This is a genomic window from Streptomyces sp. NPDC012510, assembly GCF_042955065.1.
Lineage (GTDB): Bacteria > Actinomycetota > Actinomycetes > Streptomycetales > Streptomycetaceae > Streptomyces.
Genome location: NZ_JBIBEN010000019.1, coordinates 49,462 through 66,699 on the forward strand (window position 1 = coordinate 49,462; position 17,238 = coordinate 66,699).

The 17,238-nt window shown below is 71.7% G+C and carries 2 protein-coding genes; both read left to right on the forward strand.

The features are described from left to right. Positions 1–3 precede the first annotated feature (3 nt). Positions 4–12,291: an amino acid adenylation domain-containing protein gene (locus ACFY9I_RS30465; RefSeq protein WP_391007391.1), complete on the forward strand. Its 12,288-nt coding sequence runs from the start codon at positions 4–6 to the stop codon at positions 12,289–12,291. Beyond that, entirely contained in the window at positions 12,284–17,173 is a 4,890-nt protein-coding gene (locus ACFY9I_RS30470) for a beta-ketoacyl synthase N-terminal-like domain-containing protein (protein ID WP_391007393.1), read from the forward strand. The genes ACFY9I_RS30465 and ACFY9I_RS30470 overlap by 8 nt, the downstream gene beginning before the upstream one ends. The last annotated feature ends 65 nt before the right edge of the window (positions 17,174–17,238 follow it).

A 17,238-nucleotide genomic window follows, 5' to 3' on the forward strand; every position in this document is an offset into this window, starting at 1 on the left:
ACCATGGTCTCCCGTCCCGCACACCCGTTGTCCCCGTCCCAGTCCGGCATCTGGTACGCGCAGAAGCTGGATCCGGACAGCCCCGCCTACAACTGCCTGCAGTACCTCGACATCCGGGGTGACATCGATGTCCGCGTATTCGTGGAGGCCGTCAGGCTGGTGGTCCAGGAGGCGGACGGGCTGCACGTCTGTTTCGACGGCCGCGCCGACCCGCCACGCCAGATCCTGCTGACACCCACCGCACCGCGCATACCTCTGCATGATCTGACCCATGAGCCCGATCCCCTGGCCGCGGCACAGCAGTGGATGCGGAACAACGTGCGCGTGCCCTTCGACCTGGAAGCGGGCCACGTCTGCGACTTCGCCGTCCTCCAGGTCGCCCCGGGCCGGACCGTCTGGGTGCAGCGCTACCACCATGCGGTCGGCGACGGATACACCTTCACCCTCATCGCCCACCGTGTCGCCGAGGTCTACCGAGCGTTGCGGGCGCACAGAGCGGTTCCCGGGACACGGTTCCAGCCACTGGGCGCCGCGCTCGACGAGGTGGCCCGCTACCGCGCCTCGGCACAGTTCGCCGATGACCGGGCCTACTGGCACAAGCGCTTCGCCGACCGCCCGGAGCCGCTGGATTTGACCGAGGGGAGCGGCACCGCCCTGGCCGCGCACGAGGTGCGCCGGACGGCCTTCTCGCTGTCCGCCGAGCGCTACCAATCCCTGCGCGCGGCGGCGCGGGAGGCGGGGACCAACTTCTCACGGCTGCTCATCGCCGCCATGGCCGGGTACGCGCACCGGATGTCGGGGCGCGAGGACGTCGTGGTGGGTCTGGCCAGCCGCAGTCGGCAGACGCCCGCGTCAGAGAACTTCCCCGGGATGATGTCCGATGTGCTTCCGCTGCGGCTGCGGGTGGGGGCCACGACGACATGGACCGAACTGCTGGGCGACACGCGTGTGGCCGTGGCCGAGGCCGTGGCGCACCACCGCTACCGCAGTGAGGATGTGCGGCAGGAGCTCGGCTGGCCGGAACGCAGGCGTTTCGCCGGCCCCCTGGTGAACCTGGTGCCGCCGCTGGGAGAGATCGACTTCGGCAGCGCCTCCGCGACCCTGCACAACCTCTCGATCATGCCCACCGAGGACCTGAGCCTGTGCTGCTATCTGCATCCCGGAGGCGATCTGCGGCTCACGCTCGACGTCCACCCCGACAGGTGTGACGAGAAGGGACTGGCCGACCACCACGAACGGCTGACCACCCTGCTGCAGGAGCTGGAGCCGGATTTCCTCCGCTCGCCCGTGACCGCCTCCCCGTTCCTCGGCCCGGTGGAGCGCGAGCGGCTCCTGGAAACCTGGAACGAAGCGCCTCTGCCGCTGCCCGACGCGCCCCTGGGCGAGCTGTTCCGGAAACAGGCCGCCCGCACTCCGGATGCCGTGGCCGTAGCCGGTGACGGCACGCAACTGAGCTACGGCGAACTCGACGCGCGGTCGGAGCGGCTGGCCGGCCTGCTGCGGGAGCGGGGCGTCGGCCCGGGGGGCGCCGTCCTGGTGTTCATGGAACGCTCCGTCCGGCTCCTGGTCACGTTGCTCGGCATCGTCAAGAGCGGCGCGGTGTACGTACCGCTGGACGAAAGGCAGCCGGCCTCGCGCCTTCGCATGTCGATCTCACAGGCCGATGGCGATCTGATGATCGTGGACGGTGCCACGCGCGACCTGCCGGTGGTACGCCAACAGGCCGACTCCGGGCTGACCGTGCTCGACGTGGCCTCTCTCGACCAGGTGTCCCCGGATGGTGCGCCGCACGAGCGGTACGAGGCGGTGACAGTGCCCGCCGACGCTCCCGCCTGCGTGATGTTCACCTCCGGTTCGACCGGCGTCCCGTGCGGTGTCCAGGTCACCCATCGGAACATCGTGGCCCTCGCTCACGACCGCTGCTGGCGGGGAGGGGCCCACAGCCGGGTGCTGTGGCACTCGCCCCACGCCTTCGACGCCGTGCTGTACGAACTGTGGGTCCCCCTGTTGTCGGGCGGACGGGTCTGTGTGGCGCCGCCCGGGCCGCTGTCGGCGGCCGTCCTCCGGGAGATGCGCGCGCGTCACGGGGTGACGGCGGCGTGGCTGACCGCCGGGCTGTTCGCGGCCCTCGCCGAGGAGGAGCCCGACTCGCTGCGCGGGCTGAGCGAGGTGTGGACGGGCGGAGACGTCGTGTCCGCCGCGGCCGTGGCCCGCGTCTTCGACGCCTGCCCGGACATCACCGTGGTCAACGGCTACGGGCCGACCGAGACGACGACGTTCGCCACGCGGCACCGGATGACCCGGGCGCCGCAGGGGCCGGTCCCCATCGGCAGGGCGATGGACAACACCACCCTGTATGTGCTCGACCCCGACGGGCGTCCCGTGCCCGGGGGCGCTCCCGGCGAACTGTGGATAGGTGGCGCCGGCGTCGCGGCCGGATATGTCAACCCTCCCGCGGCGGTACGGGAGCGCTTCCTGGACAACCCTTTCCACCCCGGTCGCATGTACCGCACGGGCGACTTCGTGCGTCTCTCACCGGACGGCGCGCTCGCCTTTCTCGGGCGCGCCGACGACCAGGTGAAGATCAGGGGTTTCCGCGTCGAGCCGCAGGATGTGGAAGCCGGACTGGAACAGCACCAGGACGTGGCCAGGGCCGTCGTCGTACCGCAGGACGTCGCGGGAGACGGGAAACGCCTGGTGGCCTACCTGGTGCCTACGGCCGAACCGCGCGTGGAAGCGTCGGACGGTGGCGCGGGGGCAGCCGACCGGCAACGAGTGGACGAGTGGCGGAACGTCTACGAGGACATGTACCGCGACAGCGGCCGGGCGGAACTGGGTGAGGACTTCGGCGGCTGGATGGACAGCTACAGCGGCGCACCCATCCCACGGCAGCACATGCGTGAGTGGCGCGACCGTACCGTCGACCGCGTTCTCGCGCTGCGCCCGCGACGGGTGCTGGAGATAGGAGTCGGCAGCGGGCTGCTGCTGGCCCGCCTCGCCCCGCACTGCGAGGAGTACTGGGCCACAGACTTCTCGGAGAGTGCCCTCTCGGGGCTCGGCGAGAGGGTGCGCGACGACGGGCGGCTCGCCGACCGTGTGCGGTTGCTGCGGCGCGAGGCCAGGGACCTGTCCGGGATTCCCCTGGACCACTTCGACTGCGTCGTCATCAACTCGGTGACGCAGTACCTGCCCAGTGGCGCGTACCTGTCCGCGGTACTGCACGGCGCGTTGGACGTGCTGGTGGCCGGAGGGCACCTCTACGTAGGGGACGTACGACCACGACGTCTGCTTCGCGAGTTCCGCACCGGAGTGGAACTGCGGCGCGTCGGAGCGGACGGCGACCCGGCGGAGCTGAAGCGTGCGGTGGAACGCTCGTTGCTGCACGAGAAGGAACTCCTCGTGGAACCGGAGTTCTTCACCGAGCACCTCGGCGCGCACCCCCAGGTCGCCGGAGTCGACGTGCGGTTGAAGCGTGGCCGCCATCACAACGAACTCACACAGTTCCGCTACGAGGCCGTGCTGCGAAAGGCTTCCGCAGGTACCGAAGCCGGCATGGAGACGTACTCGTGTGCCGACGCGCCGCTCCAGCGGTGGGGCCATGACGTCGACAGCCTGCCTGAACTGGGGCGTTACCTGCGCGACGAGCGGCCCTCCGTGCTGCGGGTCGCAGGGGTGCCCAACACGAGGGTGCTCCCGCTGCTCCAGGCGGAGCGGGAGGTACATGCAGGCAGCGGCCTCGGCGCGGCGCTCGACGCTCTGGACGGCGGGAACGGCCACGCCTGCGATGGCCTGCCCGACCCCGAGGACTTCGCCGCGCTCGGCCAGGGCCTCGGACTGCGCACCGTACTCACCTGGTCGGGTACGGCGGCGGACGGCAGTCTGGACGTGCTGTTCCTGGATCCCGCGGCCCTGCCCGGCGGTGCCACGGAACGGACGCCGGACTTCGCCGCCGACGTCTATCCCGTGCGTCAGGCCGGGGGCGCCTCGGCGCAGACCTACACCAACCAGCCGATCCGCGAGGAACGCCGCCCGGAACTGGCCGCGGCCGTGGAGGCGTACGCACGACAGCAACTGCCGGACTACATGGTGCCCTCCGTGTACGTCGTGCTCGATCAACTGCCGTTGACCGTCAACGGCAAGGTGAACCGCAGCGCGCTCCCACCGGTCGAGCATCCGGAGTACTTGTCGCCCGACGGTGACGAGACCGTGGTGGGGCAGGCAACGGATGCCGACGTCACCGAAACGGAGCGGGAACTGGCCGAGATCTGGTCGGATCTGCTGCGGGTCCCGGTCGAACCGGCCACACGCCCCGACTTCTTCGCCCTGGGCGGGCACTCCCTCCTCGCCACCCGCCTCGCTTCACGCATCGCCACGCGCCTCGGCGTGGAGATCTCCTTGCGCACGGTCTTCGAGAACCCTCGCCTGGACTCGCTGGCGCTGCTGCTGGACCAGCGACGGGCACCCGCACCGGCTGAGCAGGAACCGGCCGATCCCGACGGCGGGTTCGCCCTGTCCGGCTTCCAGGAACGGGTCTGGCTGGACGAGCGGCTGCGCGGCACCGGCGCCTTCTACAACGTCCCGCTGGCCTGGCGAGTCCAGGGCGGGATCGATCCGGCCACCCTGCGCGACGCGCTCGCCCGGGTCGTGGCGCGGCACGAGGTCCTGCGCACCCGCTTCGTCGAACGGGACCACGACGGCAGCCCGTATCAGATCGTCGGCGACCCCTGGGTCCCGGACGTGGTGCACCGCGTCGCCGCGGGCACCACGGACGAGAGCCGCATGGCGGACGCCCGGGCATCGCTCCACGCGTTCGCGCAGCGGCCCTTCGACATCTCCTCCGGGCAACCGCTGCGCGTCATGCTCGTGGATCTCGAGGAGGACGGGCGCGATCAGTTGCTCATGTGCTGCCTCCACCATCTGGTGTGGGACATCGGCTCGGAACCGGTCTTCCTGCGGGATCTGGAGCAGGCGTACCAGGAATCCGTACGGCGCGGGGCGCGGTCCGGCCACGAGGAGCGGGACGCCACCCCGCACCAGCAGCGCATGGCCTTCGTCGAACGCTTCGAGCGGGGCACCGTCTACGAGGACGCCCCCGTCTACCACAACGTGTCCTGCCTGCTTCCCATCGACTCCACTCCCGAGGAGGCGGAACTGCGCCGGGCGGCGGCAGCGGTCCTGGAACGCCACCCGGCGTTGCGCACCACGGTGCAGTTCTCCGGCGAGACGTGCACCCAACGCGTTCACGAGAGCATGCCTGCCTCGTGCACATGGCTCCCCGTACACGGCGACGCGGCCGCCGGGCCGGCCAACATCGAGGAGCGGGGAGCCGACGACGACGCGTCCGGCGAACTCGTCGCCTGGCTGCGCCGTCCCTTCCACCTCGCCGAAGGACCGCTGTTCCGCGTCGCGGTCCAGCCCGACGGCACGGGTCGCTGCGTCCTCGCCGTGGCGGCGCATCTAGCGGTGGCGGACCGGGCGTCGGTGCGGACCGTCGCCGGGGAGATCAGGGCACTGCTTCGCGGCGACCGGCTCCCGCCCGCACCGGAGCCGTTCACGCGATGGTGGGAGAACCGGGACACCGAGTCGGTACAGCGCCAGGTGGCCCGGCTCGCGGAGCTGACCGACGGTGTCAGTGACCCGCTGCACCTGCCCGTGGACCGCCCCAGGGCCGCCGTTCACGTGTACGAGGAGCACTCCGTTCCGGTCGGCGTACCGGCGACCACCGACGTCTTGGGCTTCGCCGTGCGTGAGGGAGTGAGTGCCGAGGCTGTGCTGCTGGCCTCGTACGCCGCTCTGCTCATGTGGTACTCCGGCCAGAGCGACTTCACGGTGGGGGTGGCGGTCGCACGTCGCGACACGAGGTCCGCGGGGGTCGTGGGGCCGGTGGACGACGTGCTGCCGGTCCGGCTGCGCGGCCCGCGCGAACAGTCCTTCGCCTCCTGGGCGCACGCCTGCGAGGCCGCGCTACGGGAGGTACGTGCCTGCGGGCTCGCCCCCTTCGATGAGGTGGTAAGGCGTGTGGCCCCGCCCAAGGACATGAGCCGGACCGCCCTGTTCGATGTTGTGTTCGACTTCGAGTGTGACTCCGATGCAGGGCACGACGCGCTCGACGAGTACCTCCCCACGCCCGTCGTCGGCCTGGGCAAGTACGACATGCGCCTGACGCTGCGGCAGACCGCGGAGGGCGTCACCGGCCGACTCCTTTACAACGGTCTCTACTACGACCGCGACCGCATGCGGGCCCTGGCAGGCCACTGGCGGCAACTCACCCACGAGGCGGTCGGCCGGCCGGAGGCTCCCATCGGTGCGTTCGAACCGCTCACGGAGGAGGAGCGCCGACGGCAGACCGAGGAATGGAACGACACGGCCGCAACGTACCCGGAGAGCACGCTCACCCGACTGGTGGGCGAGCGGGCCGAACAGTCCCCGGACGGCGTGGCACTGGTCAGCGGCGCCGACGCCGTCACCTACCGGCAGTTGACCCGACGTGCCCAGCGGCTGGCCCGGGTGCTGATCGGCCACGGCGTACGACCCGGCGGCTTGGTCGGACTGCGGATCGCGCCGGGACCCGCACAGGTCGAGGCTGTCCTGGCGGTGCTGTTCGCGGGGGCCGCCTACGTCCCCGTCGATCCCGCCGCTCCCGCGGAACGCGCGGCGTTCATCCTCAGGGACAGCGCCGTGCAGGTGTTGCTGACGGACGACGCAACAGCCCAAGGCGTCCGGCTCCCCGGATTCACGGGCCGCGCGGTGCTGCTCGACGAGGTGGACCTCGACAGCCCGATGGACCCCGACACGCCCGTCGCGGCCCTGCCCGAGCCCGCGCCGGACGACCTCGCGTACGTCATCTACACCTCGGGCACCACCGGCAGGCCCAAAGGGGTGCGGGTCACCCACCGCAATGTCGTCCGGCTGGTCGTCAACGATCGGCTGCCGTTCCGCTTCGGCCCCGACGACGTGTGGATCCTGGCCCATTCGTACGCCTTCGACTTCTCGGTGTGGGAGATCTTCGGCTGCCTCGCGCACGGTGGCCGGCTCGTCGTGCCGCACGATGACGACCTCCGTGACCCGATGCGACTGGCGGAGCTGGTACGCCGTCGCCGAGTCACGGTCCTGAACCAGACCCCCGGCATGTTCACGCAGCTCATCCAGGTCACGGGCACCGCCGAGCGAGCCATGGAGAGCCTGCGGTACGTCATTCTCGGTGGGGCCAAGTTCACGCCGGCCGCCCTCGGGAGCTGGCCGACCGCACACCCCGGTACCGAAGTGGTCAATATGTACGGGATCACCGAGACCACCGTCCACGTCACCTCCCGGACCATCACCCCGGAGGACGTCGCGGGCGACCGCAGCCCCATCGGCACCCCGATCCCGACCACCACCGTCCACGTCCGCGATCCGCACCGCACCGCCGGCCGGCACCGCCTGCTGCCGGCCGGTGCGGTGGGGGAGATCTGCGTCGGAGGCGAGGGAGTGTCCGTCGGCTACCTGGGACGGCCGGAACTGGAGAGCGAACGGTTCCTGCCCAACCCGTACGGCCACGGACGCCTGTACCGCAGCGGTGATCTGGGCCGCTATCTGCCCGACGGCACGCTGGAGTACCTGGGGCGGATGGACGACCAGCTCGCGGTACGGGGTTACCGCATCGAACCCGGAGAGGTCGAGACCTGCCTGATCGAACATCCGGACGTGGTCCAGGCGGTCGTCACCGTGGACGAAGCGGACACCGACCGCCTCGTGGCCCATGTGTGGTGCCCGGAGAACGCCCCCGCCGCCGGCGAACTGCGCGCGCGGCTCGCCGAGCAACTGCCCGAGTACATGGTCCCCTCGGTCTTCCGTGTGGTGGACCGCGTCCCGCTCTCCGTGAACGGAAAGGTCGACCTCGAGGAGTTGTCCGCCCGGGGCGTCGTCCTCGCGGACACCGACGGCAGCGCCCCGCGCACGGAGACGGCCAGGACGCTCGCCCTCCTGTGGGAAGAGCTGCTGCCCGTACCGGAGATCTTCGCCGGCACCTCCTTCTTCGAGGCGGGTGGGCACTCCCTGCTCGCGACCACCCTCCTGTCCAAGGTGCGTGAGTGCTTCGGCGTCGACCTCCCGGTGCGGCAGGTGTTCGAGAACCCGCGTCTGCAGGACCTGGCGGACAGGATCGACGAGGCGCTGTCGGGGCCGGACGGTGGCACAGCCGGTGTGGCGGAACCCGTCGACGACCACGAAGGACTCCTGGTCCCCGCCTCGGACTTCCAGCGCCGCATCGCTCTGGACGAGCAACTGCCGGGGGCCCGGAACCGCTACGCGGTGCCACTGGTCTGGCGGGTGCGCGGCGGACGGCTGCGGCCCGAGCCGCTGCGCCGGGCCCTGAACGCCGTCGTGGAGCGGCACGAGGCACTCCGCACCGGCTTCGTGGAGAGCCGAGGCCGGTTGTGGCAGCGCATCGGGGCACCCTGGCAGCCGCACCTCGAAGAGGTGGACCTGACGGGCCTGTCGCCGGCCGGGCAGGAGGAGCGGTGGCGGCAGTGGGTGCACGATGCCGCGTCCACGCCCTTCGACCTGGCATCGGGCCGGTTGTTGAGGTCGGCCCTGTTCGACCTGGGCGAGCACGGTCAGTTGTTGGTGCTCTGCCTGCACCACCTCGTGTGCGACGGCCCCTCCCTGGCACCCGTCGTGCGCGACATGAACACCGCCTACGAGGCTGGGGGTGGTGGGGGTGAGGTGGTGCAGTACCGGGAGTTCGTGCGTGAGCAGGAGGAGCTGCAGCGTTCCGTGGCCGGCCGGGGAGGGGTGGAGCGTTGGTGTGAACGGCTGGCGGGGGCTCCGGCGTATCTGCCGTGGCCTGCTCCGGCCTCGTTGGAGCCGTGCGGTGTCGTCGAGGTCGAGTTGCCGGACGGGCTGCTGGAACGTCTGCGGGAGGTGTCCGAGCGCGAGAGTGTCTCCTGGTTCATGACGGTGGCCGCTGCCTTCGCCGGTGCCCTGCACCGCTGGACGGGGGAGGCGGACATCACCTTCGGCTGCCCGGTGGCCAACCGGCCGGAGGAACGTCACGCCTGGATCGTCGGACCGTGTACCAACACCGTCGTCATCCGCTCCACCGTGGAGGAGGACACCTCGGTCGGGCAGTTGCTGCGCGCCACCCGCGAGCGGGTCCTCGAAGCACTGGAGGACCAGCACGTCTCCTTCGACAAGGTGATCGCCGCACTCAACCCACCCCGCAGGTACGGCACCACCCCCTACGCGGACGTGGTGCTCAACCTGTTGCCGCTGGACGAGGACTATCCACTGGGCGACACCACTCTGACCCCGCTCACCAGCAGTCAGCTGGCCACGGAGCTGAAGTTCGCCGTCACCGTCACCCTCTTCCGCGAGGAGGGGCGGGATCGTGTGGGCCTGTCCTATCGGGGTGACCGTCTGGCCCGGAAGGATGCCGACGCCCTTGCCGCCGTCTTCGGCGGGCTGCTCAGGGCCCTGGCCGGCGCACCGAACCGCCCTGTCCTCGCCCCGGATGCCGAGGCTGGGGGTGGTGGGGGTGAGGTGGTGCAGTACCGGGAGTTCGTGCGTGAGCAGGAGGAGCTGCAGCGTTCCGTGGCCGGCCGGGGAGGGGTGGAGCGTTGGTGTGAACGGCTGGCGGGGGCTCCGGCGTATCTGCCGTGGCCTGCTCCGGCCTCGTTGGAGCCGTGCGGTGTCGTCGAGGTCGAGTTGCCGGACGGGCTGCTGGAACGTCTGCGGGAGGTGTCCGAGCGCGAGAGTGTCTCCTGGTTCATGACGGTGGCCGCTGCCTTCGCCGGTGCCCTGCACCGCTGGACGGGGGAGGCGGACATCACCTTCGGCTGCCCGGTGGCCAACCGGCCGGAGGAACGTCACGCCTGGATCGTCGGACCGTGTACCAACACCGTCGTCATCCGCTCCACCGTGGAGGAGGACACCTCGGTCGGGCAGTTGCTGCGCGCCACCCGCGAGCGGGTCCTCGAAGCACTGGAGGACCAGCACGTCTCCTTCGACAAGGTGATCGCCGCACTCAACCCACCCCGCAGGTACGGCACCACCCCCTACGCGGACCTCGCCCTCACTCCCATCGTCCCGGAAGCCAGGCGGCCGTCACTCGGTGGCCACCCGATGCGGCGTTTCCCGGTGGGAGCGGAAGGCAGCGAATGGGCCGCCAAGGGCGCGGTGACCGCGTCCTTCCAGGAGGAGGGCGGCACGCTGCGGGGTCTGCTTGCCTACCGCGGCGACCGTGTTGGACGAGAGGAGGTCGAACGGCTGGCCCTGCTGGTGGCCACGGTCCTCGACACCGTCGTCCACGACCCCGGCCGCCGGCTGCTCTCGCTGGCCCGCATCAGTCCCGGGGAGCGCGCCGCTCTGGCCGCATGGGAGGAGGGGCCCGCCGCCTCGCGGCCCACCACGGTCCCGGAGCTGATCGCCGAGCGGGTGCGGGCGACGCCGGACGCCACGGCGATCGACACGTCCGAGGGGCCACTGAGTTACGCGTCGCTGGACGCCCGGGCGAGGCGGCTCGCCGCGCACATCCGCAACCTGATACGCCGGGACGGCGAGGAACCCGTGGTGGCCCTCCTGCTCGACAGGGGCGCGGACCTGGTCGTCGGCATGCTGGCGGCGTGGTACGCCCGCTGTGCGTACTGCCCCGTGGACCCCGGCTATCCCCCCGCGCGGATCGGCTACATCCTCGACGACCTCCGGGCGCAGGTGGTCCTCACCGGCCCCGGTCACCCGGTGCCGAACCCCTCGGCGGGTGGGGTCACCGCGCTCGATGTGACGCGGGCAACGGCACGTCCGGCCGCCGAGAGCGGCCACGTCCTCGACGACCCCACCGCGGAACCGGACCTGCCCCGCCCTGACGACACCGCCTACGTGATCTACACCTCGGGCTCCACGGGCCGCCCGAAGGGCGTCGTCGTCCGGCACCGGGGGCTCGCGCAGCACGCCCGGTGGTACGCGGAGACATTCGCCCTGCGGCCGGACGACCGGGTGAGCCAGCTCATCAACATCGCCTTCGACGCGGCCAATTCGGAGATCTGGCCGGCGCTGATCACCGGTGCGGTACTGGTGCCGCACACCGGCCCCGTCCTGCCGGGTGAGGTCTCCCGCTGGCTCGACCGCAACCGGATCACCGTCGCCGGCGTTCCCACCGCCCTCGCCGAGGCCGTGTGGGACCACGGCGAGGCACCCCGGGCGTTGCGCTGGCTGGTGTACGGCGGGGCGGTACTCGGTTCGGCCCCACCCCGGGACCTGCCGTACGGGCTCGCCAACTGCTACGGGCCGACCGAGGCGACCGTCACCGCGGCCAGTCGTATCGTCATCCCGAGTGAAGGCCATGTGCGGCCGGGCCGAGTCGGCCGCCCGGTGACCGGGGTGCGTATCCACGTGGTGGACGAGGCGGGCAACCGCTGCCCCGTCGGCACCAAGGGCGAGATCCTCATCGGAGGCGGTGGTGTGGCGCGCGGATACTGGCGGCGCCCCGAACTGACCGCCGAGCGGTTCCTCCCCAGCGGCCCCGACGGCGCGGCCGGGCCCGTGTACCGCACCGGGGACCTGGGGCGCTGGCTCGCGGACGGGACGCTGGAGTTCGTCGGCCGGGTGGACCGGCAGCTCAAGGTACGGGGCCACCGCATCGAGCCTGAGGAGATCGAGGCGAGGCTGGCTGCCCATCCACTGGTCAGGCAAGCCGCCGTGCACGCCTTCGAGTACCCGTCCGCGAGGCTGGTGGCGTACGCCGTGAGGCAGTCCCGAACCGGCCCCGACCACGCCGCCGGACAGGAGAGCGCGACCGTACTGGGGAACCTGCGCGAAACGCTGCCCGCCCATCTGGTGCCGGACGCACTCGTCTGGATCGATCAGCTGCCGCTGACACCGCACGGCAAGGTGGACTACGAGGCCCTGCCTCAGCCGACCCGGGACGACTTCCTGGGCGCGGCCCCGGCCGTGGCGCCCATGGGCGACCGGGAGGTCCGCATCGCCGGTCTGTGGCGTGAAGTGCTGGGTGTCGACGACATCGGCGCGCACGACAACTTCTTCGATCTGGGCGGTGACTCGCTCCGCCTGGCCGCACTGCACCGCCGTCTGGAGAGCACCTTCGGCGTCGATCTGCCGATCCAGCGGCTCTTCGAGCACTCGACGGTCCGTGCTCTGGCCCAGGCGATCGGCGCCGCGCGGACGCCGGACGCCGTCGACACGACGGCGAAGTCGGCTGCGGACGATCTTCAGGAACGGGCCAGGAGGAGCCGTCAGGCCAGGCGGAGGGAGCGCCGCACGGCGCACGGCCCGCAGGAGGGTACCGATGCGTGAGGACGCTGTTGCGATCATAGGAATGGCGTGCCGGCTGCCGGGCGCCGCGGACGTCCGGCAGTTCTGGGACAACCTGGTGGCCGGCCGTGACACGGTCTCCCGCTTCACGCCGGAGCAGCTCTCAGGCGCGGGCATCGACCCCCGGACCACGGCCAGACCCGATTTCGTGGCCGCGCGCGGAGTGGTCGACCACGCCGACCGCTTCGACTGGTCGTTCTTCGGCTACAGCCTCGGGGAGGCCCGTGGAATCGACCCGCAACAGCGGATCTTCCTGGAATGCTCCAGCACCGCACTGGACGACGCGGCCATCGACCCGCACCGCTTCCCGGGCCCGATCGGAGTCTTCGCCGGGTGCGACGCCGTGCCCCTGGGCGCGTCACAGGAAGAGCTCGTCGCACAGACCCTCGGCCGGGACAAGGACTTCCTGGCCACCCGTGCGGCGTACAAACTGCGGCTCACCGGGCCGGCGATGACGGTGCAGACAGCCTGCTCCACCTCGCTGGTCGCGGTGCACCAGGCGGTGCAGAGCCTGCTCGGATACGAGTGCGACGCCGCCCTCGCGGGCGGCGTCGGGCTCTTCTTTCCACAGGTGACCGGTTATGTGCACCAGGAGGGCGGCATTCTGTCGCACGACGGTTACTGCCGGCCGTTCGACGCCGACGCCGCCGGCACCGTCTCCAGCTCCGGCGCGGGCGTCGTGGTCCTGCGCAGGCTGGAGGACGCCCTGCGTGACGGCGACCGTGTGGTGGCGGTCATCAGGGGCACCGCGGTCAACAACGACGGCGGAGGCAAGGTCGGGTTCACCGCGCCCTCGCTGGGCGGGCAGCGCGACGTCATCCTGTCGGCCCTGGCCCGGTCGGAGGCCGACCCGGCGGACATCGGCTACGTCGAGGCGCACGGCACGGCCACCCGGCTGGGTGACCCGGTGGAAGTGGCGGCGCTGACCGCCGCGTTCCGTACGAGCACGGACCTCGTCGCTTCCTGCGCTCTGGGAGCGGTCAAGGGCAACATCGGGCACACCGGCTCCGCCTCCGGCATCAGCGGTCTGATCAAGACCGCGCTGATGCTGCGGCACCGGGAGCTGGTACCCACCGCGCACTTCCGGCGACCCAATCCCCTGATGAAGATGGAGACCACGCCGTTCACGGTGGCCGAACGGCACGGCCCCTGGCCCGAAGGAAGGCCGACGCTCGCCGGCGTGAGCTCCTTCGGGGTCGGCGGCACCAACGCGCACGCGGTCCTGGAGGCCGCACCCACGGTGTCCGCCGCGACCGTCGCCGTGAGCCACTCGGGCCCGCGTCTGCTGGCGCTGTCGGCCGCCTCGCCGAAGGCGCTGCGCACGGTTCGCGGCGAGCTGGCCCGGCATCTGAGGAACGGCTCACCGCCGCTGGACGAGGTGGCACGCACCCTGGCCGACGGCAGGCGCGTCCACCGGTACCGCACCACGCTGGTCGTCCGGGACACGGAACGCGCCGCCCGCCTGCTCGCGACGCCCGAGCCGGAGCGCCCGGCGGCGGCCGCACCTCAGTCGCCCCAGGTGGCCTTCCTGTACCCCGGGCAGGGAACGCTGCGTCCAGGCGGATCCGCCGCCGGAGCGCATGCCGTACTGCCGGTGTTCGCCGAGGCGTTCGACGAGGTGCGCGCATGGGCGCTGCGCGAGGCCGGCACGGACCTCGCGGCGTTGTTACGCCCGCGGACCCCACTGGAGTGGTATCACGATCCGGTCCATCAGCAGCTCGGGCTGTTCGCACTCGGACACGCCTTCACCCGCACCCTGCGGAGCTGGGACATCCGTCCCACCGCTGTGCTGGGCAACAGCATCGGCGAGTATCTCGCGGCCCTCGCCGCCGGGGTGTGGGAGCTTCCCGACGCCTTGCGACTGGTGTACACACGCGCGCGGGCCACGCGTTCCACGCCCGCCGGGCGGATGCTCGCCGTCGAGCTGACCGGAGACGGCGTCCGCGAGGCCGTCGATGACGTTCTGTCGGCCCTTCCGGAACCGAAGCCCGTGGTGGCCGTGGACGGTCACGACCGCTTGGTGCTGTCCGGCTCGGAGGAGGCTGTACGGCGGGCGGAGGACCGGCTCGGCAGGTGGCCCACGAGTCTGCTGGAGACCCGCAGGGCGTTCCACTCCCCCTTGATGGAGCCGGCCGTCGCCGATCTTCGGGCCTGTGCCGGACGGCTTCCCGCCCAGGCTCCGCAGATCCCCCTGGTGTCCAACGTGACCGGCGGCTGGGCCGAGCCGGAAGCCGTACCCTCCGCTGATTACTGGGCCGCCCAACTGCGCGGCACGGTACGCCTCGGGCAGGGCATGGACACGCTCCTGTCCGGATCCGCCGACGTCTTCGTCGAACTCGGCCCGGGCACCTCCATGACCCGGGCGCTGCGCGGTCACCCCCGCTGGAGCGCGCGGTACACCGCCGTGCCCCTGCTCGACGGCAGGACGCAGGACACCGAGGCGGGGGTGGCCGAGGCGGTCGGCAGACTCTGGGAGGCAGGTCTCGGCGTGGACGTCGGGCAGTTCGCCGGCCCGTCCCGGCAGCGCTGCTCCCTGCCACCGCACCCGCTGGACTCACGCCCTTGCGGCACCGGCACGGAGCAGGCCGTGGCTCCCCGGCCCGCACCGGTCACGGCTGCTCCCTCGCCCGCACCGGCCACGGTGACCGCGTCGCGCATCGCCGACCGGTTGGAGCCCGCGCCCGCCACCGGTCCCACCCTGTCCCAGCGGCCCGACCTGGCCCGTCTCCTCGACACCTACACCGCGGCCCTGATCACCCGGATGGCGCTGCGGATCGGCGGCCTGCGGCCCGGCGACTCGGTGGCCGGGGACCTCCTGCTGGACCGCCTGGCCGGCGGTGGGACGTTCGAGCGGCCGGCCAGGCTGATGGTCAAGGCCATGACCGAGCAAGGGTTCCTGACCCCGGACCCGGCCTCCGGCGGCCACGGCGTGCTGGTCCCGGTCGACGTCGACGAGCGGCTGGGGCCGGCACTCGACGCGGCCGGCCTCGACGACGTCAAGGGCGTGCGCCGGATGCTCGACCACTGCGCGAACGCCTATCCGGAGGTCCTCGCCGACCGCCGAAAGGCGGTGTCCGTGCTGTATCCCGACGGCACCGACACGTTCCTGAGGGCCTGTCTGACCGGCAACTCCATCGACGTCTCGGACGCGGCGCCCCGCGTGGAACAACTGGCCGCGGCCGTGGCCGTCGCCCGGAGCCTGCGGGAGACGGAGGGACCGTTCCGTGTGCTTGAGGTCGGCGCGGGGAGCGGAGAGCTCACCAGACGCGTCATGGCGTCCTGGCCCGCCGGTCCGCATGACTCGTACACCTGCACCGATATCAGCGGACTGGCCGTCAACCAGGCCGGCGAGCTGGCAGGCGAACAGGGCTGGCGGCAGTTCACCAGTGCTCGGCTGGATCTTGCCCGGGACCCGGCTCAGCAGGGGTTCGCCCCCGGCAGTTTCGATGCCGTGATCGCCTACAACGGTCTCCACGTCGTACCGGACCTGCCCGCGACACTGCGTCGTCTGCGGCGACTGCTGGCCGATGGAGGCTGGCTGGGCGCCGTCGAGGTCACGCGTGTCGCACTCTGGACGCACTTCATCTGGGGACTGGCGCCCGGCTGGTGGGACTTCGACGACGACCTGCGTACCGACTCGGTCCACCTGCCCGCCGACCGGTGGCGACAGGCCCTTGACGACGCGGGGTTCACCGATGTGGCCGTCCTGGAGCGGCCTGCGCAGGACCACGCGGTCCTGCTGGCCACCACGCACACGAGTACCCCGTCCGGGACGGCGGCCCTCGCGACGCCCCCTGCCGAGCTCGCCGCCGCCGAGGTGCCGCCCCCGGCGGGGCGTACGGATGTCTCCGGAGCGGCACCGAGCGGCGATGCCGTCGGCCTGGCGCGGATCTGGACCCAGTTGCTGGGGACGCCCACGGTGCGCGACGAGGACGACTTCCTCGCTCTGGGAGGGGACTCGCTCATGGCCGTGCGCCTGCGTGGACGCATCAACGAGGAGGTGGGAGCGGCCGTACCCCTGGCGGAGTTCATGGAACAGCCGACGTTCGGCCGGTTGGTCGCGCTGGCCCGGGACGCGGCGGGCGAGCGGCCGGTGCGATCCCCGGAAGTCCCCCGCGAGCTGGTGGTCTTCCACGAGGGCGGACCTCGTACGCCGCTCTTCCTCGCCGCGCCGGCGACCGGGAGCTCGCTGTGCTACCGCCGGTTCGCCCGGCACAGCGGCGGGGAACGCCCTGTCTACGGCATCGACGCCCCCGGGCTGCTCGACGGCAGGCACACGCCCGAGCGGATCGAGGACCTGGCCGCTCACCACGTCCAGGTGCTGCGGAAGGTACGCCCGCACGGCCCTTACGCCGTGGGGGGCTGGTCCGTGGGTGGTCTGGTCGCCCACGAGATGGCGGTGCAGCTGGAGCGGGCCGGTGAGACGGTGGAGCTGTTGCTGCTCCTGGACGGCTTCGCGCCGGACAGCGGCGGTCGCCCCCTCGGGTTCACACCGCAACACCTCGCGGCGGGTATGGGGCATCAGGCACTGGCCGCTCTCAGACTCGGCCCTGCCGGAAGGACGGTTCGGTCCCTGCCCGGTGTGGGTGGGGTCTTCCGCTCCTACGTACGGGCCATGCTCCGCTACCGTCCGCGGGCCGTGTCCTGCAGAGCGGTGTTGTTCAAGGCCGGACTCACTCACCGGACGGCCCTGCGACTGGGGGACCGGCTGAGTGCCATGCACCCGGCCGGGCTGCGCGTCCTGCCGTGCTCGGGCAGGCACTGGACCATGCTGACCGAACCGCACGCGGAGCTCCTGGCCCGGCAAGCGAGCTGGGAACTGGCCCGGCAGGCGAGCTGGGAACTGGACCGGCCAGAAAACTGACGGACCGGGCGCGGGCCGGCGGTCGGGCAGGGGGAGGCGGGCGCCCCGGGCCTGATCACGGTCGA